The sequence below is a fragment of the Prauserella alba genome (genome assembly GCF_024171735.1).
Taxonomy (GTDB): Bacteria; Actinomycetota; Actinomycetes; order Mycobacteriales; family Pseudonocardiaceae; genus Prauserella; species Prauserella alba.
In genome coordinates this window covers 1,252,500-1,278,620 of sequence record NZ_JAMTCH010000004.1, presented here as the reverse complement: position 1 = coordinate 1,278,620, position 26,121 = coordinate 1,252,500, and the positions used below count along the sequence as shown (strand labels likewise).

Genomic DNA, 26,121 nt, shown 5'->3' with positions numbered 1-26,121 from the left:
CGGCTGACTATGTCGACCCGAAGGAGGCCGCTCGGCATGAGCGGGCGGCGAAAATCGATGGAGAAAGGAAAGTCATGAACACGGTTATGACGATTGTGCGCACGGTTCTGCCCTTCGCCCGGCCGTCGGGGACGAGCGGGACCCCACCGCGGGAAACGGGCACACCGGGGAATCTCGAGGAGGTTCCGCGAACCAGCCTGTGCGACGGCCGGCCGACCCTGAAGGCAGCCGACGGGACGACAGCGGATGGGACAACAGCGGATGATGGGGCGAGAGCGGATGGGGCGACGGTTGATCTGGCTGCGTTGATTCCCAGACAGGCCGGACCGGAATGCGAGGGGATGCCGCGTGCCGGCTGGATCGCAGACGAGTGCCGGGAGAAACAGCTCGGTGAACGCGACCCCGGTGACCACGATGCCGATCGCAATGAAGGCGGCCGTCGCGATGGCGGCAGCCGCAATGGCGGCGGCGGTCGCGAAGGCCGGTCCGTTGCCGTCGCCGGTCGTGCCGAGCCCGACGACGAGGCGCGCGACGAATGCGACGTCGATGGGGGAATGTCGACGGCAGAATACGCAATAGGAACGCTGGCCGCCGCAGCGCTGGCGGCGGTTCTGTACGTGATTGTCACCGGCGACTCCGTGACCTCCGCCCTGACCTCGCTCATCGAGCAGGCGTTGTCGGTGGACTTCTGATGTCCACCGTCGAACCGCGTGCTCGTGACGGCACCCGCGGTCGCGACGGCGGCGGTTCCGGCACCGGTGGGCGAGGTGGGCCCGGAGTGGCCTGCCGGGACGGCACCGGGGGCTCCGGGCGTGGCGAACCGGCCGGTGGAGGTGACGAGCGTGACCGTGGCGCGGTGACGGTCGAAGGCGCGATCACGGTGTGCTCGCTGATCGTGGTGCTGGGACTCGTCCTGGGGGTCGTCACGGCGATGCTGGACCAGGCGCGCTGTGCCGACGCCGCCGGTGAGGCGGCACGCCTGCTCGGCAGAGGCGACGATGCCCGCGCTCGGGAAGCCGTCGAGCGGCTGGCCCCGGACGGCGCGACGTTGACGGCGACCGGCGACGGCACCGGCATCGTCGTCACCGTGCGCAGCCCGATCCTCGGCGGACTGTTGCCGGGAACGGAACTCGCGGCGGAGGCCTATGCGATCCGCGAACCCGGAACCGAAGGAGCTGCAGCCAGTGAGGCGGAACAATGAGGTTCGGGAAGCGGAGCCCGCGCCCTGAGCGGGACCTCCGCGAACGCACCGCGCCGCCGGGCACCGATGCGGCGCCGCCGGGCACCGGCGCCGCACCGTCGCCGGATTCCGGAAGGCAGGGGGCGGCGGCAAGACAGCAGGAGGAGGCAAGGCCGCGGGACGTGGCAAGGCGCCGGGACGTGGCAAGTCCGCGGGATGCGGCAGGGAAACGGGATGCCGAAGCGGGTATGGCCACGGTGTGGGGCGCGTTCGCGATCGCAGGTCTGCTGGCGGTCGCGGGCGTGGTGTGGCTGGTCGGTCATGTGGCTGCGGTCCGGCACCAGGCAGCCAACGCCGCGGATCTGGCGGCGCTGGCGGCTGCCGGCCGGGTGGACGGCGGCATGGGCGACGCGTGCCGGCTGGCGCGGACGGTCACCGACCGCATGCACGTCGACTTGGCCGACTGCCGCGTCGCGCACCCGGATGCGCTCGTGACCGTCGAAGCCGGCGGTGGGCCGTGGCTCGCCGTCTTCGGCCCGGTGACCGCACGTGCGCGCGCCGGTCCCGCGACGGAAGCCGAGGGGCATTCGGACGACGAGCAGCGGTCGGCTGCACGCGGTGAACGGTATCCGCCGCGTGCGCTGGGTGCGGACGTCGTGCAGAAACCACGGAGTGGCCGGGACCCGCCTGCCGGTGTTCGGCCGGCCGGTGCCCAGGTCATCGCCACGACGAACGGTACGTCGATCGGCGGCAGGGCCCGATGACCGGCGACCGGTGTTCGGCGCGACCGTTGTGTCGATGCTCACTCATCGTCTCCGAACGTCCGGTTGTCGAGCGCCTCTGTCGTCGACCCTGCAACTTGCCGTTAAGTGAGATCAGACGCCGCGACGAAGCGGTGCGAACGGTTTCAGGAGGCTTGAGCAAGACATGTTGGACATGGAGTGGCCCGACAGCTGGCGCGGCTCGTTCCGGATCGAGCTGCGTGCGGAGGCGATCAGCCTCGCCGAGCGCGGCTGGCCCATCTTGCCGGGCACGATCTCCCCGGGCGAGGGCGCCGACTGGGAGTACCCGGCACCCGCACACGAGGACTGGCAGGACCGGCTCGGCGCACACCCGCGTCAGGTCGCCGCGTGGTTCACCGGCAAACCCTGCAGCTTGCTGGTCGCAACCGGCACGATGGTCGATGCTCTCGAGGTCGGCGACGAACTCGGCAGGCGGGCGGCGTCCTTGCTGCGGGTGACGGGCCGCCCCGCGCCGATCGTGGCGATGCCGAACGGCCGGTGGCTGTTCCTCACCACCTCGACCGATGCCGTGCACCCCGTGCTCGCCGAGAACGAGGACGTGACCTGGCACGGCCGTGACGGGTACGTCCCGCTTCCGCCGACTCCGTATCGGCAGGGCGTGGTGCACTGGCGCGTCAAGCCGGAGATCTGGGGCTGGCGGCTGCCCGAGCCCTCGACCGTGCACGAGGTGCTGGTGCGCGCTCTACTCGGCGAACACGACGACGCGACCGTGACGGACCCGGCCACAACGGTGCTCCCGACCGAAGATCAGCCCGCCGTGGCTTCGTCTGCGGCCTGAACCACCCCGTGACCGTGTGCGCCATCGCGTCTCATCGCCCCGAGCACGATGTCGAGCACGGTCACAGCCCCCGCCTTGTCCAGCGGTTCGTTGCCATTCCCGCACTTGGGCGACTGAACGCAGGACGGGCACCCGGCCGGGCACTCGCAGGAGACGATCGCCTCCCGCGTAGCGGCCAGCCATGGGACCAGCGCGGCAAACCCGCGATCGGCGAAACCGGCACCCCCGGGATGACCATCGTGCACGAACACCGTCGCCTCCCCGGTGTCAGCGTGCAACGCGGTCGACACTCCGCCGATGTCCCAGCGGTCGCACGTAGCGAACAGCGGTAGCAGGCCGATCGCTGCGTGCTCGGCAGCATGCAGGGCGCCGGGAAGGCGCGCCGATCCCAGCCCCGGCGCCTCCCGGCGCCCTGCAGCATCTTCCACTCCACCAGCACCAGCACCAGCACCAGCACCGTCGGCTTCCGTGTCCACGCATGCCGCGCTCTGGAGCAGCTCGTCGTTGATCGTGTACCAGACGGCTCTGGTGCGCAGCTCCTCCTCCGGCAGATCGAGCGCCACCTGATCGAGCACCTCGCCCGAAGGCAGTCGCCGTAGATAGCCGACGACGCGCGACGTCACGGCCACATCGCCGAGGCACACGGTCACGCCCCCGAAATGCTGCTTCTGGTGTGTAGCCAGCACCTCGATGTCGATCACCTCGCGCGGCGACGTGTTCCACTCGGGGTCCTCGGCGTGCACCAGCGCCAGCCCGGTTTGCAGGTCCAGCTCGTCGACCACGTACGACGAACCCTGGTGCAGATACACCGCGCCCGGATGGACCGTCGTGCACGCCGAGCTCGGATCGACCGTTCCCAGCAGCCTCGACGTCTCCGCCTCGACGACCGCGACCTGCTCGCCGCCCGAACCACGAATGTCCACATCGAACTGCGGCCGGTCCCGTGACGTCCAGTACCACCCGCTCGGCCTGCGGCGCAGCACGCCGTCGGCCACCAGCGACTCCAGCACCGCACGTGCCTCGTCGCCGCCGAACGCGTCCAACTCACCGGCCTTCAGCGGCACCTCCGCGGCCGCGCACGCCAGCTGCGGTGCCAGCACGTACGGATTGACCGGGTCGAGCACGGTGGTCTCGACCGGCCGATCCAGCAGTGCCTCCGGATGGTGCACGAGGTAGGTGTCCAACGGGTCGTCCCGCGCCACGAAAACCACCAGCGCGTCGTCGCCCGCACGCCCCGCGCGGCCCGACTGCTGCCAGAACGAGGCCAACGTGCCCGGGTAACCGGCGAGCACCGCCGCGTCGAGACCGGAGATGTCGACGCCGAGTTCGAGCGCGTTGGTGGTCGCCACGCCGAGGAGTCGCCGCGCCATCAGGTCGGCTTCGAGCCGCCGCCGTTCTTCCGGCAGGTAACCGGCGCGGTAGGCGGCGACCGTCTCCTCCAGCGCCGGGTCGACCTCGGCGAGGATGCGTTTCGCGCCCAGCGACGTCAGTTCCGCACCGTGGCGCGATCGCACGAACGCCAGCGTGCGAGCCCCCTCGATCACCAGCTCGGCGAGGATGCGTGCTGCCTCGGCCCCGGCGGAACGTCGCACGGGCGCACCGTTCTCCCCGGTCAGCTCGTCGAGCAGCGGCGGTTCCCACAACGCCACGGTCCGCGGGCCGCGAGGTGACGTGTCGTCGGTGACCGCCGTGGCGGGCCTGCCGGTGAGACGAGCGGCGAACTCGGCGGGTTCGGCGGTCGTCGCGGACGCGAGGACGAACACCGGTGCGGCGCCGTAGTGACGGGCCACGCGCTGCAGGCGCCGCAGGAGCAACGCCACGTGCGAGCCGAACACGCCGCGGTAGCTGTGGCACTCGTCGACGACGACATAGCGCAGGTTGCGGAAGAACGCTGCCCAGCGCGCATGCCCGCTGAGGATGCCGCGGTGCAGCATGTCGGGGTTGCTGAACACCCAACGTGCGTGTTTGCGGACCCAGTCGCGCTCCTCGCGCGGGGTGTCGCCGTCGTACGACGCCGCGCGCACGCCGTCGAGGTCCAGGTCCGTCACGGCTCCGAGCTGGTCGGCGCCCAGGGCTTTCGTCGGCGCGAGGTACAGCGCGGTCGCGGAACTGTCGGTGACCAGCGTGGACAGCACGGGCAGCTGGTACACGAGCGACTTCCCGGACGCGGTGCCGGTGGCGACGATGACGTCGGAGCCCTCCCACGCGGCCGTGGCGCCCGTCGTCTGGTGGGTCCACGGGCGGTCGACGCCACCGCTGCGCAGGGCCGTCACGACCTCGGCCGGAGACCACGACGGCCACTCGGTGACCTCGGCGTCGCGGCCCGGGAGGTCGGCGACGTGGGTGACCGGGTCGCGCCGCTCGGGGATGCCGGCCGTCGCGCGCGCGAGCAGCCGGCGTGCACGCGTGGTCGAGGCTTCGTTCATCTGTTCGAGAATCGCACAGCCTTCACTGTGACGACCGACACCCGAGAGTGACCGGTGCCACACTGCTACGCCGGGTATCCGCCCCGAAACAGGTCTCCCGAGATCGACTCCGATACCAATACACTGCGCCGACAAACCGCAAAAAGTGGTGCACATCCCATGTCAGCGTCGACACAGTGGGGTCCGCGGAGTGTCGCGGCCGACCGGTCGCTGCTGGCGTAGGCGACGTTTCAGGAGGACGCATGTCCCGGCACTTCCTCGCGGCCGGCTCTCCGGAGCTGGCCGGAGGTGACTACGGCATAGTCGCCGTGGTCGCCGTGATCGCCCTGGCTGCACTGGCACTCGGATATGTCCTGCTCAAAGAGGTCCTGGCGGCTGACCAGGGCACGGAGCGGATGCGCGAGATCGCCACCGCCGTGCAGGAGGGCGCCGCTGCCTATCTCAACCGGCAACGCAAAACACTCGCCGTCTTCGGCGTGGTCGTGTTTCTGCTGTTGCTGTTCCTACCGGCCGAGGACTGGAACGAACGCATCGGACGTTCGCTGTTCTTCCTGATCGGCGCGGTGTTCTCGTTCTCGATCGGCTACCTCGGTATGTGGTTGGCGACGAGAGCGAACGTCCGGGTGGCGGCGGCCGCCAGGCAGTCCGGTGGCCGGGAGAAGGCGATGCGTGTCGCGTTCCGCACCGGTGGTGTCGTCGGCATGATCACGGTCGGTCTCGGCCTGTTCGGCGCCGCCGTCGTGGTGCTGGTCTACGCGGGCCAGGCGCCGAAGGTGCTCGAAGGGTTCGGTTTCGGTGCCGCGCTGATCGCGATGTTCATGCGTGTCGGCGGCGGTATCTTCACCAAGGCCGCCGACGTCGGCGCAGACCTGGTCGGCAAGGTCGAGCAGAACATCCCCGAGGACGACCCGCGCAACGCGGCGACGATCGCCGACAACGTGGGCGACAACGTCGGTGACTGCGCGGGCATGGCCGCGGACCTGTTCGAGTCGTACGCCGTGACGCTCGTGGCCGCGTTGATCCTCGGCAGTGCGGCGTTCGGCGCGAGCGGCGAAGGGCTCGTCTTCCCGCTGATCATCCCGGCGATCGGGGTGATCACGGCCGTGATCGGCATCTACATCACCAAGGCGCGCTCGGGCGAGAGCGCGCTGACGACGATCAACCGCTCCTTCTACATCTCGGCGGCGATCTCGGCGGTGCTGTCGGCGATCGCGGCGTTCGTGTTCCTGCCGAGCTCGTTCCCCGGCGTGTCCGGCAACCCCGCCGTGATCGCCACGTTCTCGGTGCTCATCGGTATCGCGCTCGCCGGCGTGATCTTGTGGCTGACCGGCTACTACACCGGCACCGAGAACAAGCCGGTGAAGGACGTCGGCAAGACGTCGGAGACCGGGGCGGCGACCGTGATCCTCTCCGGTATCTCGGTGGGCTTCGAATCCGCCGTGTACACGGCACTCGTGGTGGGCTCGGCCGTGTTCGGCGCGTACCTGCTGGGCGGCGCGGTGGCGTTGTTCGCCGTGGCCCTCGCGGGCACGGGCCTGCTGACCACCGTCGGCGTGATCGTCGCGATGGACACGTTCGGCCCGGTGGCGGACAACGCCCAGGGCATCGCGGAGATGTCCGGTGACCTCGAGGAGGGTGAGGGCGTGCAGGTCCTCACCGAGCTCGACGCGGTCGGCAACACCACGAAGGCGATCACGAAGGGCATCGCGATCTCGACGGCCGTGCTGGCGGCGACCGCGTTGTTCGGGTCGTACTCCTCGGCGATCGGTGAGGCGCTGGACAGTGTCGGCCGGATGGCGGGCGACGCGCTGCCGGATTCGTTCCTCGACAGCATCATCTCGCCGAACACTCTGGTCGGCGTGATCATCGGTGCGGCTGTGGTGTTCCTGTTCTCGGGGCTGGCGGTGAGCGCGGTCGAACGCGCCGCGGGTGCCGTCGTCTACGAGGTGCGGCGGCAGTTCCGCGACATCCCCGGGATCATGGAGGGGACGACACGGCCGGAGTACGGCAAGGTCGTCGACATCGTCACCCGTGACTCGCTCCGCGAGCTCGCGACGCCCGGTCTGCTGGCGGTGTTCGCACCGATCGCCGTCGGATTCGGACTCGGCACGGGTGCGCTCGCCGGGTATCTCGGCGGTGCGATCGCGTGCGGCATGTTGATGGCGGTGTTCCTCGCCAACTCCGGCGGCGCGTGGGACAACGCGAAGAAGCTGGTCGAGGACGGCCATCACGGTGGGAAGAACTCCGAGGCACACGCGGCGACCGTCATCGGCGACACGGTCGGCGACCCGTTCAAGGACACCGCGGGCCCGGCGATCAACCCGCTGCTGAAGGTGATGAACCTGGTGTCGCTGCTGATCGCACCCGCGGTCGTCCAGCTCACGGTGGGTGAAGGTGCCTCTCCGGCGCTGCGGATCACGTTCTCGGTCGTGTCGGTGGCGATCATCGTCGCGGCGATCGTCGTGTCGAAGCGGCGTGGTTCGGCGATGACCGAAACACCGGCGGAAACCCCGACGAACGCCTGACCGGGAAGCAGTGCTGATGCCCCCAGGGGCACTTCGGCCGTTGAACGCAGCCGCGCGCAGGAGGCCCCGTGAGGGGCGGCGGGGCCGGCGGGAGCGACAGCCGAGGTTCCTCTGGGGGCTTTCGCCGTCCCGCACCCGTTCGGATCGGCGTGGGCACCGGCACAGTGTCCGCGTACACCCTGGGCGCAGGCGGTACTCTCCGCGTCGGACGCAGTACGAACCGTGACCGGAAGGGGCGGCGTTGGGGGCGCGGAGGTTCGTGAGGATCGGCGTGGCCGGCGGGGTTCTCGGCTGTGCACTGCTGGCCGGGTGCGGTCACCCGGACTCGTCGGCGCGGCAGGCGGATCGCGCGTCCGGCACCGCGGCGCCGGAGGATGCGGCGTCAGGGGGTCCGGCCGCTCCCGAGCGTGCCGACGTGCTCCTCGCCTGGGTGGACGAATACTGTGGCGCGGCGGCGGACGTCGTCGACGCGGCGAGCCGTTACCCGGAGATCGACGCCAGCACTCCCGGCGGCACCTCCGCCACGTCCGCAAGGCTCCTGACCGTGATGATCGGCGGTTTCGACACCGCACTGGAACGTCTCCGTGGGCTCGGGGAGACCGGCGTGGACGGTGCCGAGCGGGTGCGCGGGTCGACGGTCGAGGCCTACGGCCGGGTGCGTGAGCAGGCGGTCGCCGCGAAACGTGCGCTGGACCGGCGCGGGGCGGACGCGGTAGGTGCCGTTCGCGCGACGCTCGACCGCGTCGGTGCGCTCGATCTTCTCGGCGACCTCGACCGGGTGCCCGAACTCCGCGCTGCGGGTGATCGTTCGGACACCTGCGGTCAGCTCACGGCACGGGGCGATGCCCGTATCGCGGGCCGCTGACCCGCAACGCGGCGGTGCCGTCGACGCGAGCGGCGCGGCGTTCCGGAAAGCGCCGGCTGCGGTGTGTCTCCTCGGCGGGACACGCCGCCGAGCCGCGTTCGATGCGGTCGTCGTGGTGCCGGAGGGTGCGCGACGTGAGGCCGCACGCCCTCTCGACGTGAGCGATCGGGCGGGAAGATCGGTGACCCGTTCGTGATTCGTGATCCGGGTGCCCGGGAATGTCTGGGCGGCCGGCGGTGTCTCAATGACACGCGGAGGCCGACTCGGCCGGGTGAGTTCCACGTCACCTGTGCGGCCCGCCTGCGGGCAGTCACCGTGGGGGTGGCGGAGGAGAGTCGGCGCGGCAGCATGGAAACATCGAGGACGAATCGGCCGAACCACTTGACACGTCGCATGTGGCGTGTCGAGGAACCTGGGCAGACACGACGGACGTTCAGCGTGCACACTGGCGGGTCCGACAGGTGATGTGAGGAAGCGGGACAGCGTGGCGGCAACGACGCGGAAGAAGAAAAACGAGAGCTCGGGCGACGGTAACCGACGGTTGGTGATCGTCGAGTCGCCCACGAAGGCGCGCAAGATCGCGCCTTATCTCGGAGGCGACTACGTCGTCGAGTCCTCCCGCGGCCACATCCGTGACCTGCCGCGGGGTGCCGCGGACGTGCCGGCCAAGTACAAGGGCCAGTCGTGGGCGCGACTCGGTGTGGACGTCGACAACGACTTCGAGCCGCTCTACATCGTCCCCGCCGACAAGAAGTCCACGGTCACCGAGCTCAAGGGCCTGCTCAAGGACGTCGACGAGCTCTTTCTCGCGACGGACCCCGACCGCGAGGGCGAAGCCATCGCCTGGCACCTGCTGGAAGCGCTGAAGCCGAAGGTGCCGGTGCGCCGCATGGTGTTCCACGAGGTCACGCCGGAGGCGATCCGGGCCGCGGCGGAGAGCACGCGCGAGCTCGACCCGGACCTGGTGGACGCACAGGAGACGCGCCGCATCCTCGACCGGCTGTACGGCTACGAGGTCTCGCCTGTGCTGTGGAAGAAGGTCATGCCGAGGCTGTCGGCCGGCCGGGTGCAGTCGGTGGCGACGCGCGTGATCGTCGAGCGGGAACGCGAGCGCATGCGGTTCACCTCGGCGTCGTACTGGGACATCTCGGCGACGATGGACGCGGGTGCCGACGCGGCGCCGCGGAACTTCCCCGCACGGCTGACCGTGGTGGACGGTGCCCGGGTCGCGACGGGCCGTGACTTCGGCTGGGACGGCAGGCTCAAGGACTCCTCGGCCGAGGTCCGCGTGCTGGACGAGGCGGAGGCGAACCGGCTCTCCGAGGCACTCGACGGTCGTGACTTCGCGGTCAGCAGTGTCGAGGAGAAGCCGTACACCCGGAAGCCGTACGCGCCGTTCATGACGTCGACGTTGCAGCAGGAGGCGGGCCGCAAGCTGCGGTTCTCGTCGGAGCGCTCGATGCGGATCGCGCAGCGGCTGTACGAGAACGGTTACATCACCTATATGCGTACCGACTCGACGACGCTGTCGGAGGCGGCACTGTCGGCGGCGCGAAGCCAGGCGACGGACCTGTACGGCTCCGAGTACGTGTCGAACAGCCCGCGGCAGTACAACCGCAAGGTCAAGAACGCGCAGGAGGCGCACGAGGCGATCCGTCCCGCCGGTGAGGTGTTCCGTACGCCCGGCCAGGTCGCCGGTGAGCTGGAGACCGACGAGTTCCGCCTGTACGAGCTGATCTGGCAGCGCACCATCGCATCGCAGATGGCCGATGCCAAGGGCACGACGATGTCGGTGAAGATCACCGGCACGGCCACGAGCGGGGAGGAGTGCGTGTTCTCGGCCTCCGGCCGGACGATCACGTTCCCCGGCTTCCTGAAGGCCTACGTCGAATCCGTCGACACCGAGGAGGGCGGCGAGGCCGACGACAAGCAGAAGCGCCTGCCGCAGCTCGCCGAGGGACAGAACCTCACGGCTGCCGAGCTCGAGCCGGATGGTCACGCGACGTCGCCGCCCGCGCGCTACAGCGAGCCCGCGCTGGTGAGCAAGCTCGAGGAGCTGGGCATCGGCCGTCCCTCGACGTACGCGTCGATCATCAAGACCATCCAGGACCGCGGTTACGTGTGGAAGAAAGGTTCCGCGCTGGTGCCGTCGTGGGTGGCGTTCTCGGTGGTCGGGCTGATGGAGCGGCACTTCGAGCGGCTCGTCGACTACGACTTCACCGCGGCGATGGAGGACGAACTCGACCGCATCGCCAGTGGGGACGACAAGCGCACCAGCTGGCTGTCGCGGTTCTACTTCGGCGGCGATCTGGGCGTCGACGGTTCGGTCGGCCGCATCGGCGGACTGAAGAAGCTGGTCGGGTCGGGTGTCGAGGACATCGACGCGCGGGAGATCAACTCCATCCCGATGTTCACCGACTCCGAGGGACGCGACGTCGTCGTGCGCGTCGGCCGCTACGGGCCGTATCTGGAACGCGAGGTCGACGGCAAGTCGCAGCGGGCGAACCTGTCCGACGACCTGCCGCCGGACGAGCTCACGCTGGAGATCGCGGAGAAACTGTTCGCGACGCCGCAGGAAGGGCGCGTGCTGGGCACCGACCCGGTGAGTGGGCACGAGATCGTCGTGAAGGAAGGCCGGTTCGGCCCGTACGTCACGGAGATCCTGCCTGAGCCGGAGGAGGAACCGGCCGAGCAGGACTCGGCGGAGGAGGCTGCTGCGGAGTCTGCCGAGGTGGGCGAGGACTCGTCGGGCGAGCAGAAGGCCGGCACGAAGACGGCTGCCAAGAAGACCACGGCGAAGAAGGCGACGACGAAGAAGGCGACCAAGCCGAAGCCGCGTACGGCGTCGCTGCTGAAGTCGATGGACATCGCCGAGGTGACCCTCGACGACGCGCTGAAGCTGCTGTCGCTGCCGCGCGTGGTGGGCACGGATCCCGAGTCCGGTGAGGAGATCACCGCGCAGAACGGCCGGTACGGGCCGTACCTGAAGAAGGGCACCGATTCGCGTTCGCTGGCCACCGAGGAGCAGATCTTCGACATCACGCTCGACGAGGCGTTGAAGCTCTACGCCGAGCCGAAGCGCAGGGGCAGGCAGGCCGCGAAGCCGCCGCTGCTGGAGCTCAAGGAGGATTCCGTCTCCGGCAAGCCGATCGTGGTCAAGGACGGCCGGTTCGGGCCGTACGTCACCGACGGCGAGTACAACGCGTCGCTGCGCAAGTCCGACAGCGTCGAGGACCTGACGCAGGAACGCGCCGAGGAGCTGCTCGCCGAGAAGCGTGCCAAGGGGCCCGCGAAGAAGACCACGACCAAGAAGTCGGCCGCGAGCACCAAGAGCGCGGGAACGAAGTCGACGGGCACGGGCACCAAGTCCACGGCCACGAAGAGCACGGGGACCAAGAGCACGGCCACGAAGAGCACGGCGAAGAAGTCCACGTCGAGCAAGTCGTCGGGCTCCACCGCATCGAAGTCAACGGGGTCGAAGTCGACGGCGAAGTCGACGGCGAAGTCGACGGCGAAGAAGAGTACGACGACCGCGAAGAAGTAGCGGTTCGGCGACCGCGACGCGGCTCCCGGTGGGCTCTCCCGCCGGGAGCCGCGTCGTCGGTGCGGGCGGGCGGTCACCGGTCCGGCGGATGTCGCCGACCGGTCGTCGCGGGCCCGGTGTGAGGGGTCCTGCGGCGTCCCGCAGCCGGTCCCGTCGAGCGTTTGTGCAGCGTACAGTCACTCTTCCGGCTCAGGATGGTGGTCGGGGGCCGCCTATGGGCGGACTACCCGCTGCGGTCGCGGCGGCCGCTGGGTGAGCCGGGTCATCGTCCTGTTGGCGGATGCGCGGTGTGATGGGACCGCTACCCTGGCAGCCGACGGCATGTCACTGCGGGTTCCCCGCATCGGAAGCAGGTACGAGGAGGACGCGTGGGCAGCGGAGACGGTACCCAGGCTCCGGAGTCGGCGCACGGCTACAGCGATTCACTCGCCGACGCGGACACCGCCGCGGACGGGGCCGGTTCGATGACTCCTCCCGCACAGTCGACCGTGCCGGACCTGGAGGTCATCCGGACCAAGGCCGCCGCGGCGCTCGCCGAGGAGGACGCGAAGCAGGCGGGCTCGGGAGGCGCAGGCGGCGCCCCGGAGGCCGAGGCGCCCGACGACGGCGCCTCCGACGGTGCAGGCGCGGACGGTGCCGACGCCGCCGAGACGAACGGCGCCGGGGCGAGCGGTGGCAGGGGCAGACTCGGCAAGCTCCCGCGGCCGCGCATGCGGGGCCAGCTGCTGCCTGCGATGTTGCGCCGGGGGCAGCAGTCCCAGCAGGCGCAGCGGCCCTCGGAAGCCAAGCCCGTGAAGCAGCCGCTGAACCAGCGCGTCACGGTGCGCAGGCCGTCGAACGCCTCGACCGGCATGATCGTGGCCGGTGTGCTGTTGATCGTGTTCGTGATCGTGGCGATTCAGTTCGTCGCCAGCTTCGTCGAGAGCGTGGGCAGCATCTTCTCCTGAACCACCATCTCCTGAACCGGACGCGCTGCGTGACCCCGACCGGCCGTCGCCGGCCGGCCGCTGTCGCAATTCGGTGAATCGCCCGGTGTGACATCACCGTCGGTGGGGTAATGCCTACGCGCGGTGTCTTCGCTGGTCCACCCCGCGAGGGCGGGCAGGTCAGCGATACCCTGGCCGCACAGGCAGCGCCGGTCATGTGGGGTGGGCACATCAGCGAGGCAGCTCGGGGGACGCAGAACGCCGACAGACGCGGTGACCGCGCGTCGGCGGAGTCCGCCACGGTGCAGGACGCGGTTCCCGGCGACACCGAGGGGTCGCCCCGCGTGCCGGGAGGTCCTTCGGCGCATCACGAGATGTCCACGACCCGGCGGGCGCGCAGCGTGCTGGGGATCCGGCCGTTCCGGCGGCTGTGGGCGGTGACGTACCTGTGCAGCGTGGCCGACTGGCTCGCGATGCTCGGCCTCACCGGTCTCGTCACGAAGTACACCGACGACTACCTGCTGCAGAACTTCGCGTTCGTCGGTGTCGTGCTCACCCAGCTGCTGCCGGGGCTGCTGTTCGCGCCACTGGGAGGCCTGCTCGCCGACCGGTTCGACCGGCGCAAGGTGATGATCTGCGCCGACCTCGCGCGGTTCGCGCTGCTGTTCTCGATCCCGATCGTCGGGTCGCCGATCTGGCTGTTCGTCGCCAACTTCATGGCCGGGTCCGCCGCGATGATGTGGATCCCCTCGAAGGACGCAGCCGTGCCGAACCTGCTGCGCAGGCCGGATCAGGTGGAAACGGCCAACCAGCTCGGCCTGTTCATGACCTACGGGCTCGCGGTCGTCAGCGGTGCGGGCCTGTACTCGGTGCTCACCGGTGTGCAGACGACGCTCGGCATCTCGCCCGACGCGTTCGGCGAGTTCGGTGTCGCCAACGCCGTCGTGTTCATCAACGCGCTGCTGTACCTGGCCAGCGCGATCCTCATCGCGACCCGCATCCCGGAACTGTCGCTCCGTAACGTCCACCCGGTGCCTGCGAGCACGGCCGCGCAGGACACCGCGTCGAGCGGCGACGGGTCCGACGAGGACAACGTCGGCTTCATCGCGATGGTGCGGCAGAGCTTCAGCTACATCCGGCGCACGAAGCTGGTCCGCGGCCTGCTGATCGGGATGATGGGCGCGTTCGCCGCGGGCGGTGCCGTGATCGGTGCGGCCAAGCCGTATTCGTCCAGTCTGGGCGGCGGCGACTCGTCGTTCGGATTGCTGTTCGTGGCGGTCTTCGTCGGCGCCGCGGCGGGCCTGGCGATGGTGCCCAAGCTGGCGCGCAGGCTGCCGCACGACCGGCTGTTCGGCGTCGGCATCGTGCTGGCGGGCCTGGCGCTGATCGTCGTGGCGTTGTCGCCCCACCTGGCCGTGTCGCTCGTCGCCGCGGCCGCCGTGGGTGCGTGCGCGGGCGCGGGCTTCCTCACCGGCGTCACGATCATCGGCTCGCAGATCGACGATTCGATGCGCGGGCGTATCAATGCGATCTACCAGTCGCTGCTGAAGATCATCATCTTCGGCTCGACCGCGATGGTTCCGGTGCTCATCGGCCTGGTGCAGCCGCACAAGGTCACGGTGTGGGGCAACGAGCTGATCATCGACGGCACCCGGCCGGTGCTGCTCGGCGGTGGGTTGCTGGCCGCGCTCGTCGGTGTCATCGCGTACCGGCAGATGGACTCGCGCCGCACCGAACCGATCCTCGCCGATCTGCGCAACGTCATGCGCAGGCGGCCGCGGCGGGTGAACGGCCTGCTCATCGCATTGGAAGGCACGACGGATACCGACACCGGCACCCAGGCGGCCCGCCTCGCCGACGCGCTGCGTACCGGGGAACGGGACGTCGTGCTCGCCACCGATCCGGCGCTCGACGACGAACGCCTGCAGGACATCGTCTCCGGGGCGTCCCTGTCGAGCGCACGGGCGCAAGCGCTTGCGGCGGCGGCCGTGCGCGCCGACATCGTGGAACGCGACATCCGGCCTGCGCTCGACTCCGGCGCCGTCGTCGTCATGGAACGGTTCGTCGACTCGCCGCTCGCGCACCTGTCGGCGGTGGCCGGGCTCGACGCCTCCGAGCTGGAAGGGCTCGCCGACTGGGCGACGGCGCGGCTGCGGCCCGACCTGGCGGTGCTGCTCGACACCGACCCGGCCGCGACCACCGCGGACGGCGGTGCGGACGGCTCGTCGGCCGGTCCGCAGCACTGGCGGGTGCAGCAACTGCTCACCGAAATGGCGTCGGCAGACCCGCAGCACTACGTCGTCGTGGACGCGGACGGCAGCCCCGACGACGTCGCCGACCGGATCCACACCGCGGTCCAGTGCGCCCTCGCCGGGAAGATTCCGGGACTGAGCTCGCGGCGCAGGAAGTCCGGCCGCGAGAACGGCTCGGAAGCCCAGGACCCGGCTGGAGCCCAGGACGCGGCCGGAGTCGAGGGCCGGACCGATGGAGCCGCCGAAGTTTCCGCGGCGGGCGAGACCGACCCGAGCGATACCGACCCGAGCGAGCGCGCGAGGCAGGGGACCGCGTCGTGACGTCGGTGTGGTCGCAGGTGGTCGGTCAGGAACCGGCCGTGGAGACGTTGCAGACCGCGGCGTCGGCGGCCGCCGCGCTGGTCGCAGGTGAGGCCGACCCGACCGGCGGGATGACCCACGCGTGGCTGTTCACCGGTCCACCGGGATCGGGCCGGTCGGTGGCGGCGCGGACGTTCGCCGCCGCGTTGCAGTGCTCCACGGGCACGGGCTGCGGTGGCTGCTCCGGTTGCCGCACCGCCGTCGCAGGTACCCACGCCGACGTGCGGCTCGTCGTCCCCGAAGGGCTGTCGATCTCGGTCGCGGAGATGCGCTCGCTCGTGCAGGCCGCCGCGCGCAGGCCCACGACCGGTGAATGGCAGGTCGTGATCATCGAGGATGCCGACCGGCTGACCGAGGGTGCCTCGAACGCACTGCTCAAGGCCGTGGAGGAACCGCCGGACCGCACCGTGTTCCTGCTGTGTGCGCCGTCGGACCACCCCGAGGACGTGTCGGTGACGATCCGGTCGCGGTGCAGGCTCGTCACGTTGCGCACACCGCCGCCGGACGCCATCGCGCGGGTGCTGGCCGAGCGCGACGGTGTCGACGAGTCGACAGCCCGGTGGGCGGCATCGGTGTGCGGCGGGCACGTCGGCAGGGCGCGCAGGCTCGCCACCGACGAAGCGGCACGTGGCAGGCGCGACGCGGTGCTGCGCATCCCGCTCGGACTGCGCAGGCCCGGCGACGTCTTCACGTGCGCCGACGAGCTGATCAAGACCGCCGAGTCCGACGCCGCCGACGAGAGCAAGTCGCGCGACGAGGCCGAAGCCGAGGAACTGCGCACCGCGATGGGCTCTGGCGGCACGGGCAAGGGTGTGGCGGCGGCGAAACGCTCCGCCGACGCCGCCGTGAAACAGCTGGAGAAGCGGCAGAAATCGCGTGCCACCAGAACCCAGCGGGACACGCTCGACCTGGCACTGATCGACCTCGCCGGGTTCTACCGCGACGTCCTCGTCACCTCCAGCGGATCCGGTGCCGCTCTCAACCACCCCGACTTCGCCGAACACAGCCGCGAGGCCGCGCGCGAGTGGACGCCGGCGTCCACGTTGCGGCGCCTCGAAGCGGTCCTCGAATGCCGCGAGGCGATCACCTGGAACGTCAAACCGCGCATCGCCGTCGAGGCCATGATCACCACCCTCCGCGAGGGCTGACCGCACGGGCGGGGCCGAAGTGCCGTGCCCCAGGGCACCTTGGGGGCGTTGAACACAGCTACGCGCCGGCGTGCCGTTGAGGGGTGGTGGTCGGGCCGGCGGGCGGGGGCCAGACATCTTCCCCTCGCGCCGGGCCGCCACCGAACCGGATGCGATATGCGCGGTAGGTGCCGAAACGGCGATGCCCCACGGTGCCAGGGCGGCACCGTGGGGCATCGCAAACTTCGCTGTTACTCCCGCGGGCGAGGCGACGGCTTCGGCGGAGCCGTGGCCGCCGCTGCCGATCCACCGCGACGACCCGGCGACACGGCCACCAGGACCGCACCGATCAGCAGCATCGCCGTGCCCGTCCAGAAGATCGGCACCGACGCGTACGCACCGCTGGTCTGCGCCAGCTTGTCCGGACCCGCGGGCGGGGCCGCGCCGCCACCCTCCGGCGGGGCCGCCGGCGGCTCGGGCTTGCTGCAATCGACGCCGCCCGTCGGCGCGAACGCACGGGCGATCTGCTCACCCAGCGACACCTGCGCCAGCGACGACGGCAGCTTCTCCGCCGCATCCCCCGGCAACAGCTCCTTCAACTTCTGCGTCGGCAGGATCTGCAGGTCCAGCAACCGCGCCGATGCGCCCTGCTGGTAGCCCTTGAACGGCTTGGCCTGCTCACTGCCGCGCTTGGTCAACTCGGCGATGCTCAACCGCAGCACACCCAGGTCCAGCACCTTCTTGGCCGCGGAGCCGTTCAGCGCCTTCACCCCGTTGTTCATCGTCTGCGCGAGGTCGCCGACAACGGGTGCGTCCTTGACCTGCTCGTAGCCGGGCAGGTCCTTCAGGTCCTTCGTCGGCAGGCCGACCGGGATGTCAGCAGTGGGGTTCGCAGCATCGAGCGTGAACAACTCCTTGCCGTTCCGCTCGATCGTCAGCACCGGCGCCTCGTACTCGACCTTCGACGTCTCCGCCTTGCCGGTCGACAGCACGCGCAGCGTCGGCTGGCTCGCCACCTTGACCGTCAGGCCCAGCGGCGTTCCCTTGAGGATGTTGATGTCGGCGACCTGCATCGTCGACGTCGACTCCACGGCCTTACGTTCGGTGCCGGGCATGTCGACCAGCCGCACCGTGGACCGCGTCGACAACGTGTTCGGCGCGCTGACCAGCGACCCCTTCCCGTCGTCGGCGGGCTTGGCCTCGTTCGTGCGCTGACCCGACAGCATCCCGCCGAGATCGGCGAGCGAACCCAGCTTGCTCAGCGCCTCCTCCGCGCCCGAGCCGGCACCGTTGAGCTGCCCGATGTCCGGCATCGTCGGGATCGTGTTCACCAGCGACGCGCTGGCCGTCGACGTCGACGCGTCCGCGATCGTGCCCACACACGGACCCAGCTCCTCGCTCCACCGCGCATGCGCCGAACCGTTCAGCGCACTCAGATTGACCAGCGGATTGTCCGGCGCATTGATACCCGTCGACACCGGCTTCTCGTTGTCCGGCAGCGCCGTCTGCGTCACCGACCCCGGAGGCATCGGCGCATGACCACCGATAGCCAGCCCGGCAGGCGAGGCCGACGCGATCGACCGCTCGTACGTCAGATACGACTCCGAATCGACCTTCGCATTCGACAACCCGAAACCGCCCTCCAACGCGGACTGCTTCGGCAGATCGTCCTCGGCACCCGGCAGGATCGCGTCCGTCGGCACCGCCTGCGGCAACAACCGCACCATGCCGAGCGCCGTGCCCGCCTCCCCGATGGCCTTGGCCTTCGTCTTCGTCGGCCCCGACGCGGGCGGCGCGTCCGGATCGGCAGGTGGCGGAACGGGAGTGGTCGGGATCGTCTGTCCGGCCGCGGGTCCGGCGGCCAGGACGACCATGGCAGCCGCCAGCGGCAGCGCTGCCGAGCGGGCCAGTCGTCGGCGCATAGTGGTGGGTCCTCCAGTGCAGGTGAAGCCGGTCGGGGTGGCTGTGCCTGTTTGATCCTCTAACGAGCGAGGGGGGCGTTGGTGACGCACGAAGCTCCGGTATAGTGTTACGCGCAAGGACATCACGTCCACGCCGCCTTAGCTCAGACGGCCAGAGCGACGCACTCGTAATGCGTAGGTCAGGGGTTCGATTCCCCTAGGCGGCTCGCCCGAAGGCGCCCCATGCTCGTCGCGTGGGGCGCCTTCGCTGTGTTCGGGCATCGCAGTGTCTTCTGGGGGCGTGGCCCCCAGACCCCCGCCCGGGGAGTCCCCCGGACCCCCATCGGTTGTGGTTGCCTTGGTCGGGGTCGGGGCTTGCGGTGTGTTCGGGGTCGGGCGGGGTGCTTCGGGGAGCGGTTGTCGGGGGCTGTGCGGGTTTCGGGGCGTGGGTGCGTTGCGTTGGCTCGCTTCGCATCGCTGGTGCGGTGGGTTGCCGGTCGCCGGTATCGGGTGCAGGCGCGGGGGTGTGGGTTGCGCTGGGGTGGGCTCGCATCGCTGGGGTGGCGAGGTCTGAACACGGGGGCGGGGCCCTCCGCCGAACGGAAGGCCCCGCCGTCGCCCACGGTCAGTACGGGCAGGTGTCGCGGTACTCGGCGATGTCCCCGTCGTCCGGCGCGGGGCACAGGAACTGCGCGTAGCGCTCGTCGTCGTCGAGGAACAACTTGAACCACGACAGCGTGTACTTCGCCGTCGTCGTGTCCGGCGTGTTCGGGAAGAAGTGGTTGGCCCGCTCCAACTCCATGTACGCCTTGTCCGTGCTGTCGGGGATCGACTCGTAGAACGGCTCCGAGTGACGCCGCACCGGCGCGACCGAGTCCGACTCACCACCGACGATGAACGTCGGCGTCGACAGCCCCGAGAAATCCTTGCGCAAATGCCACGGCGCGAACGGCACGGCCGCGTCGATGTCCGAGTTCTCGACCGCCGCCTCGAGCGAACCGCCGCCGCCCATCGAATGCCCGGCCACGCCGAGCCGCTCCGGGTCGACCCGATCGGTCACATCGCTGTCCTGCGTGAGGTATTCCAACGCGGCGTTCAACTGGTCGGCGCGGCTGCCTGGCTGGTCGTAACGGCTGTCGGTGTCGATCGTGAACACCACGAACCCCTGCGAAGCCAGCCGCGGCCCCAACCAGGCGATGCTCGATTGGCTCGCCGTGTAGCCCGGAGAGATCGCGATCGCCGCGAACGTGCCCTCGCCGGTCGCGGTCGGATAGTAGATCGTCCCGCCGCCGAACCCCGGCACCAGGCTCGACACCCGGTCCTCCGCGACGTCGAACGGACCCCGCGGGGCCTCGATGCTGTCCTCCGTCGGATCCGGGCCGTGCTGATACGTGCCCGCCGCGTGGGCCGCCTGCCCGGCAGGGCCGACGAAGGCGGCCGTGAGCGCAAGCGCGGCCGCCGACAGGAGCGTCGTCAGTCTCGTTCGTCGCACTGTTCCTCCTCGAATTCCGGTGAGTCCGGCTGCTGGCCGGATCACTCTCGCCCCGCACCGCCGCGCTGCGCATCGGTGTAATCACCGGGGGTGTGTGAGAAAGTCACCGACGGATTCTCGGATCTTCCGGACGCCGGATCGACGGGCTTTCCAAGGGCGGAGGGCTATGGCCGCAGCGATCGTGGGCAGGGACGACGTCCGAGCCCGCCTCGCGGCGCTGCACGACGACGTGGGCGCGGGACGGGGCGGCGCGCTCGTGCTCGTCGGGGCCCGCGGCATGGGCAGAACCGCAGTGCTGGACACCGTGCCGACCGGCGGGCCGGTACGGGTCGCCGCGGTCGCGGGCATCGCGGCCGAGTCCGAACTCCCGTGGGCGGGCCTCCAGCGGCTGTGCGCGGCCGCGGGCATCACCGCCTGCACCGCGGGAGACGTCCAACCGCGCGCCGCGGCGCTGCACGAACGGCTGGCCGTCGGCGGCCCCGTGCTGTGCCTCGTCGACGACGCCCACCTGCTCGACGTCGAATCGCTCGACGTCCTGGCGTTCCTGGCGCGCAGATGCGCGCGAGGGCCCGTCGCGGTGGTGTTCACGGTGCCGCTCGCGGCGCCGGAAGCGGACCGGTTGGCCGGCCTCCACGTCGAAACGCTCCCGCCGCTGACCGACGACGAAGCGCTGCGCCTCGTACCGGCGCGGGTCGCCGCACCCGTCGCAGCCGAACTGATCGAGGCCGCCGGCGGAAACCCGTCCGACCTGCTGGAACTCGCCGACGCGCTCACCGCCGCGCAGGCAACGGGCAGCCAGCCGCCGCCGTGCGAACTGCCCGCGGAAGGACGTGGCAGGGACGCGGTGCTGCGCACCTTCCGGGGGCTGCCCGACGCGGCTCGTGCGCTGGTGCTGCGGGCCTCGTGTGCCGAGCCGTCCGAGGCGCTCGGCGCCACCGAGGCGTCCGCCGACGACCCCGAGCCCGCCGAGGTGCAGCGCAGCGGACTGGTGCGGAGCACGGCCGACGGGATTCGCGCCGCCAGCCCGGCCGTCGGTGCCACCGTGTACGCCGCGGCGTCGGCAGGCGAGCGAAACGACGCGCACGCCGCGATCGCCGCATCCCTCGATCCGCGGCGTCATCGCGCCGCGTGGGAGTGGCACCGTGCCTGCGCCGAGGGCCGCGACGACGTCGCGGACCGGCTCGCGGCGGTGGCCGACGACAACCCGGAGGCGTCCGCGCTCGCCTGGCATCGGGCCGCGCGACTCACCCCTCCAGGAGCGGAGAAGGCCGAACGGCTGCGGCGCGCCGCGTGCCGGTACTGGGCCGAGGGTCGGGTCGGGCCGGCACGCAGACTGCTGGGGCACGCCCGCGAGCACGCACCGCCCGGCCCGGTGGTGGGCCGGGTTCTGGTCGCCGTCGGGGAGATCGAACTCAGGGACGGCGCCCCGGAGGTCGCCGCACACCAGCTGCTTCTCGCCGCCCGGAAGCTGCCCGTCGAGGAGGCGGCCGACGCGTTCCTGCTCGCGGCCGAAGCACGCCGCACCGCCGCCGACGGATGCGGCCACGCCGAGACGGCGAGGCTGGCGGCGGCAACGGAAACCCTGGTGGCGACGCACCTTGCGGGCATGGCCGCGATGTTCACCCGTGACCACGCGGCCGGCGCCGCGGCGTTGCGGAAGGTACTGGCCGAGGCGGGCGACGACGTCCGCGGCGCCCTGTGCGCGGCCGAGGCGGCGATGACCCTCGGCCGTCCCGGACTGGCGCACGACCGGGCCGCGGCCGCGGTCGCCGGTGCCCGCGGCGGTGACAACCCGACGCTGCTGCCCACGGCGCTGTTCCAGTTCTCGCTCACGTCGGCGTTGCTCGACCGGCCGCACGCGGCGGTGGAGGCGAGCGGGGAAGGTGTTGCGCTGGCCGTGGCGAGCGGCCAGCGCAACACGGCCGCCGAGCACGAGGTTCTCGCGGGCCTGGCCTACGTCTCGCTCGGCGATCGCGACGCGGCACTGGCACGGGTGGCGGCGGCGCAGGCCAGGATCGACCGCGTCGGGCTCCGGCGGGCGGCAGCGCTCGCCGAGTGGGTGCGCGGATGTGCCGACCTGCTCGACGATCGGCCCGCCGACGCGTTCCGGCGGTTGGACGCGCTGTTCGTCCCGGGGACCGGCCGGTCGACGGTGCAGGTCGCGGCCATCCCGCAGCTCGTCGAGTCCGCGATCCGGTGCGGCGAGTCCGACAGCGCACGGCGGGCACTCGAACGGTACGAGACATGGGCGGAGTCGACGGGGACCGGCGTGTGGCTCGCGCTGGCGCACCGCTGCCGGGCGTTGCTCGCGGCCGACCCGGCGACCGCGGAGGAGCACTTCCGCCGCGCCGTCGAACTCCAGCGGTCCGGCGGCATGACGCTCGAACTCGCCCGCACCGAACTGGCGTACGCCAGGGCGCTGCGGCGGCAGCGCCGTAACCGCGAGGCGCGCTCGGTACTGCGCGACGCCTTCCGCCTCGCCGACGACGCGGGCGCCGGCTACTGGGCCGCCCAGATCCGCGACGAACTGCGCGCCGCGGGCGATCGCGCCGACGAGACCACGCCGTCGTCGGCCGAAGAGCTGACACCGCAACAGGAACGCATCGTCCGGTTGGTCGCGGATGGACGGACGAACCGGGAGATCGCGGAACGGCTGGCGATCTCCCGGCGTACCGTCGAGCACCATCTGCGCAACATCTTCGTCAGGCTCGGTGTGCGCTCGCGGGTCGAACTCGTCGCGGCGGTGTCCGGGCCTTCGGCGGGGAACGGGTGAAGGCCCGGACACCGCCGGACGTGGCCGGCCGCTGGGCCGTCAGCGCGGCAGCGCGGTGTTCGCCGTCTCGCGGAGCCGGATGAGACTGAGCAGTCCGACCAGTGCGGCGCCCATGACCCAGAAGGCAGGCGACTGCCGGTCCCCGGTCTGCTGGACGAGCAGGGTGGCGATGTACGGCGCGGTGCCGCCGGCGAGGATCGTGCCCAGATTGAAGCCGAGCGCGACGCCCGTGTACCGCGTGCTGCCGCCGAACAACTCCGTGAACATCGGGAACGCCGGAACCTGCAGCAGCGCGTTGAGGACCATGAACGCCAGGTACAGCACGCCGACGACCAGCAGGCTGTCGGCCGACTCCATGAGCGCCAGCACCGGATAGCTGATGATCAGGTAGCCGACGACGCCCGTGGCGATCACCTTACGGCGTCCCCAACGGTCCGACAGCAGCCCGACGAACGGCATCGTGAAGCAGGCCAGCGCGATGACTCCTGCCGACAACCACGACACGTCGCCCGCCGGGTAGCCGAGGTCGTCGATCAGGTAGACGTTCATGTACACCAGGCCGATGTAGCCGGTGCCGTTGGTGGCGACGGCGACGCCGATCACGCGGAGCACGGCGACCGGGTTGGTCCGCAGCACCTGCAGCAACGGCCACTTCGCCTGCCGCCCCTCCTGCTTCGTCTTCGTGAACTCGGGGGTGTCCTCGAGGCGAGCCCGCGCCCACAGGCAGAGCAGCGCCAACGGGAAGCACAGCAGGAACGGCAGGCGCCAGCCCCAGCCGGACATGGTGCCGGTGCCCACGGCGCTGGTGACCACGGCGACGACCGTTGCCGCCGTCGCGAATCCGAAGGTGGAACCGAACGGCGTGAACGAGCCGAAGAAGCCGCGCCGCTCGGGTGGCGTCGACTCGGCGATGTACGTGGCGGCGCCGCCGATCTCACCGCCCGCGCAGAACCCGCTGACCAATCGCAGCAGCACGAGCAGGACGGGAGCGAGCACGCCGATGGACTCGTAGGTGGGCAGTATGCCGATCAGCCCGGAACACAACCCCATGCCGACGATCGTCGCGACGAGCGGTGCTCTGCGGCCGTACCGGTCGCCGAGCCAGCCGAAGAACACCCCGCCGAGCGGCCGGACGACGTAGCCAGACGCGAACACGGCCAGCGCCGCCAGCATCGATGCCGTGCTGTCGGAGTTGGGGAAGAACAGCGGCGCGATGGTGACGGCGAGGAAGCCGTACACGCTGAAGTCGTAGTACTCGATGAGTGTTCCGACCCCGCCCGCGAGAGCGGCGCGCCGCGTGAGCCGGGGCGAGAAGGTGGGGACGGCGACATCGCTGGCGCCGTGTGTCGAGGTCATGACGGTTCCTCCGGGGATGCGGGTCAACGGCGGTGTTCGGCGAGCAGCAGCCGAAGGCTCCCGCCTGCCTCGATGATCTTGGTGACGCGTTCGCTCGGCGGTGTGCCTTCCAGCGTCGTGCCTGCCGTGGGCAGGGTGACCCTGGCCTTCCGCCAGTCCACCTCCACCGGGTCCCAGCGCCGAACGTGGTCAGTGATGCCGGGTGCGGTGATCAACGGCATGCCGTTGTAGGTCTCGCCGCGCCAGAACCCCGGGGAGAACGACTCCGCGACGACGGCGGCGACACCGAGGTTGCGCAGTGCGACGAGCGGTGGGTAGTGGGGGTGGCCGTAACCGAAGTTCCGGCCGCCGACGATGACGTCTCCCGGTTCGACCTCGTCGACGAAATCTGGGTCGTACGCCTGCATGGTGACGCCGCGGAGCACGTCTGCGTCGTAGTGTTTGATGTTCTCCACGCCGATGATCAGGTCGACGTCGAAGTCGTCCCCGAAGATCCATGCCACACGGCCGCGGATCGTCTCGGGCGGCGGCGGGTAGCCACTCATCACGCCATCACCTCGCGCGGATCCGTGATCGTCCCGGTGATCGCGCTCGCGGCCACGGTCGAGGCCGATCCCATGTAGATCTCCGATGCCGTGCTGCCCATCCGGCCCGAGATGTTCAGGACACCCGTGGAGATGCACTTCTCCCCCGGCTGCAGCGGCTTCTGGTAGCCGAAGCAGAAGTCGCAGCTCGAGGTGTGGATGTTGGCTCCGGCGGCGCGCAGGACGTCGAGCAGGCCCTCCCGTTCCGCCTGCCGGTGGATCTCGGCGGACGTCGGCACGACGTTGAGTTCCACGCCTGCCGACACCTTCCGTCCTTCCAGCAGTGCCGCGGCGTCGCGGATGTCCTCGATGCGGCCACTCGCGCAGGAGCCGATGAACGCCTTCGTCACCTCGGTTGTGTCCAGTTCGGACACCCCGCGGGTGTTGGCGGACCTGGCGGATCCGGGAAGCACGACCTGGGGTTCGATGGTCGAGAGGTCGAAGGTGTGGCGGGAGCTGTACTCGGCGTCGGGGTCGCTGGAGACCGGCTCGTACGGGCCGCGTGCCACGGCATCCGCGTAGTCGAGCGCTCTGCGGTCCGGGTTGAAGATCGCCGACACCGCACCCGTGAACATGGCCATGCCGCACAGGCCCTGGCGTCGGTCGATGCTCATCGCCTCGGCCCCGGGCCCGCCGAACTCCATCACTTGGTGGGCACAGCCGTCGGCGCCCAGTCGTCCGATGATCGCGTGGATGAGGTCCCGGTTGTCGACGCCCGGCCGGAACTCGCCGGTCAGGTCGAATCGCACGGTCGCGGGTACGTCCAGGTAGATCTGGCCGCTCACCCACGCTTCGAGGAGGTCGCGCCGTACGCCCCAGCCGAGGCTGCCGAACGCGCCGAGGCCGCTGACGTGCCCGTCGAAGTGGATCAGGAACCGGCCGGGCGGTGCGTAGCCGAGCTCCGCGGCGACCTGGTGGCCGATGCCTTCGGCCTCGTGCAGGGTGACGCCGTAGAAGTCGCACCAGTCCCGGGTCACCTTGTGGATGTCGCGTTCCTTCTCGTCGCCCTTGGTGAGCATGTGGTCGATGAAGACCAGGTATCGCTCGGGCTCGGCGAGTTCGGTGATGCCGAAGTCCTCGTGCATCTGCCGGAACATGACGTCGGTGTAGCCGGGGAAGTCGTAGGCGATCATGTGGTCGGGGCGGAACGGCAGGTTCTGCCCGGGGCGGACGCTGTCGACTCCGCCCGCGCGGGCGAGGATCTTCTCGGTGATGGTCTGCGGCATGCC

At 70.5% G+C, this 26,121-nt stretch carries 17 protein-coding genes and 1 tRNA gene; 12 read left to right on the top strand and 6 right to left on the bottom strand.

Annotated elements, in window-relative coordinates:
- Positions 1 to 74: 74 nt before the first annotated feature.
- From LY12_RS26125 to LY12_RS14705, 4 genes are all read left to right on the top strand, one after another.
- Positions 75 to 692 carry a DUF4244 domain-containing protein gene (locus tag LY12_RS26125; protein ID WP_308292122.1) on the top strand — a complete coding sequence of 206 codons (618 nt, stop codon included), beginning with the start codon at positions 75 to 77 and terminating at the stop codon, positions 690 to 692.
- Entirely contained in the window at positions 692 to 1,201 is a 510-nt protein-coding gene (locus tag LY12_RS14715; RefSeq protein ID WP_308292121.1) for a TadE family type IV pilus minor pilin, read from the top strand. The genes LY12_RS26125 and LY12_RS14715 overlap by 1 nt, the downstream gene beginning before the upstream one ends.
- Positions 1,202 to 1,380: 179 nt before the next feature.
- A complete protein-coding gene (locus tag LY12_RS14710) occupies positions 1,381 to 1,944 on the top strand; it encodes an Rv3654c family TadE-like protein (protein ID WP_253856963.1) in 564 nt (187 codons plus the stop codon).
- Positions 1,945 to 2,107: 163 nt separating this feature from the next.
- A complete protein-coding gene (locus tag LY12_RS14705; protein WP_253856962.1) occupies positions 2,108 to 2,761 on the top strand; it encodes a bifunctional DNA primase/polymerase in 654 nt (217 codons plus the stop codon).
- On the opposite strand, the gene sftH is transcribed toward LY12_RS14705, so the two are convergent.
- Complete coding sequence (gene sftH, locus LY12_RS14700) at positions 2,731 to 5,187, bottom strand: DEAD/DEAH box helicase (RefSeq protein WP_253856960.1); 2,457 nt, start codon at positions 5,185 to 5,187, stop codon at positions 2,731 to 2,733. The two genes, LY12_RS14705 and sftH, sit on opposite strands and share 31 nt — an antisense overlap.
- A 242-nt stretch (positions 5,188 to 5,429) precedes the next feature.
- Between sftH and LY12_RS14695 the strand changes: the two genes are divergently transcribed.
- The 6 genes from LY12_RS14695 to LY12_RS14670 all read left to right on the top strand — a co-directional run bounded on the left by LY12_RS14695 (position 5,430) and on the right by LY12_RS14670 (position 16,807).
- Positions 5,430 to 7,712, top strand: a complete 2,283-nt coding sequence (locus LY12_RS14695; RefSeq protein ID WP_253856958.1) for a sodium-translocating pyrophosphatase — start codon at positions 5,430 to 5,432, stop codon at positions 7,710 to 7,712.
- Between the two features lie 259 nt (positions 7,713 to 7,971).
- Positions 7,972 to 8,577 carry a hypothetical protein gene (locus LY12_RS14690; protein WP_253856956.1) on the top strand — a complete coding sequence of 202 codons (606 nt, stop codon included), beginning with the start codon at positions 7,972 to 7,974 and terminating at the stop codon, positions 8,575 to 8,577.
- 484 nt (positions 8,578 to 9,061) lie between these two features.
- A complete protein-coding gene (gene topA, locus LY12_RS14685; protein ID WP_253856954.1) occupies positions 9,062 to 12,121 on the top strand; it encodes a type I DNA topoisomerase in 3,060 nt (1,019 codons plus the stop codon).
- A 368-nt stretch (positions 12,122 to 12,489) separates the two neighbouring features.
- Positions 12,490 to 13,068, top strand: coding sequence for a hypothetical protein (locus LY12_RS14680; RefSeq protein ID WP_253856952.1), 579 nt, complete (start codon positions 12,490 to 12,492; stop codon positions 13,066 to 13,068).
- 353 nt (positions 13,069 to 13,421) lie between these two features.
- Positions 13,422 to 15,620, top strand: a complete 2,199-nt coding sequence (locus LY12_RS14675) for a bifunctional MFS transporter/dTMP kinase (protein WP_253856950.1) — start codon at positions 13,422 to 13,424, stop codon at positions 15,618 to 15,620.
- A complete protein-coding gene (locus LY12_RS14670; RefSeq protein WP_253856948.1) occupies positions 15,617 to 16,807 on the top strand; it encodes a DNA polymerase III subunit delta' in 1,191 nt (396 codons plus the stop codon). Before LY12_RS14675 ends, LY12_RS14670 begins: the two co-directional genes overlap by 4 nt.
- Before the next feature lie 230 nt (positions 16,808 to 17,037).
- Here the strand turns inward: LY12_RS14670 and LY12_RS14665 are convergent, their stop codons facing one another.
- The gene (locus LY12_RS14665; protein WP_253856946.1) at positions 17,038 to 18,708 is read right to left on the bottom strand and encodes a hypothetical protein; all 1,671 of its coding nucleotides are present in this window, start codon (positions 18,706 to 18,708) and stop codon (positions 17,038 to 17,040) included.
- 132 nt (positions 18,709 to 18,840) lie between these two features.
- Between LY12_RS14665 and LY12_RS14660 the strand changes: the two genes are divergently transcribed.
- Positions 18,841 to 18,914 (top strand) — tRNA-Thr (locus LY12_RS14660).
- 398 nt (positions 18,915 to 19,312) lie between these two features.
- Here LY12_RS14660 and LY12_RS14655 read toward each other — a convergent pair.
- Positions 19,313 to 20,179, bottom strand: coding sequence for an alpha/beta hydrolase family protein (locus tag LY12_RS14655; protein WP_253856944.1), 867 nt, complete (start codon positions 20,177 to 20,179; stop codon positions 19,313 to 19,315).
- 166 nt (positions 20,180 to 20,345) lie between these two features.
- Between LY12_RS14655 and LY12_RS14650 the strand changes: the two genes are divergently transcribed.
- Positions 20,346 to 22,952, top strand: a complete 2,607-nt coding sequence (locus tag LY12_RS14650; protein WP_253856942.1) for a helix-turn-helix transcriptional regulator — start codon at positions 20,346 to 20,348, stop codon at positions 22,950 to 22,952.
- Positions 22,953 to 22,991: 39 nt separating this feature from the next.
- On the opposite strand, the gene LY12_RS14645 is transcribed toward LY12_RS14650, so the two are convergent.
- From LY12_RS14645 to LY12_RS14635, 3 genes are read right to left on the bottom strand one after another with little or no spacing between them, the layout of a single operon-like run.
- Entirely contained in the window at positions 22,992 to 24,308 is a 1,317-nt protein-coding gene (locus LY12_RS14645) for an MFS transporter (RefSeq protein ID WP_253856940.1), read from the bottom strand.
- Positions 24,309 to 24,331: 23 nt separating this feature from the next.
- Positions 24,332 to 24,853 (bottom strand): 3-isopropylmalate dehydratase small subunit, encoded by a 522-nt coding sequence (locus LY12_RS14640; RefSeq protein WP_253856939.1) that lies wholly within the window; start codon positions 24,851 to 24,853, stop codon positions 24,332 to 24,334.
- Complete coding sequence (locus LY12_RS14635) at positions 24,853 to 26,118, bottom strand: 3-isopropylmalate dehydratase large subunit (RefSeq protein ID WP_253856936.1); 1,266 nt, start codon at positions 26,116 to 26,118, stop codon at positions 24,853 to 24,855. Before LY12_RS14635 ends, LY12_RS14640 begins: the two co-directional genes overlap by 1 nt.
- Positions 26,119 to 26,121: the final 3 nt, after the last annotated feature.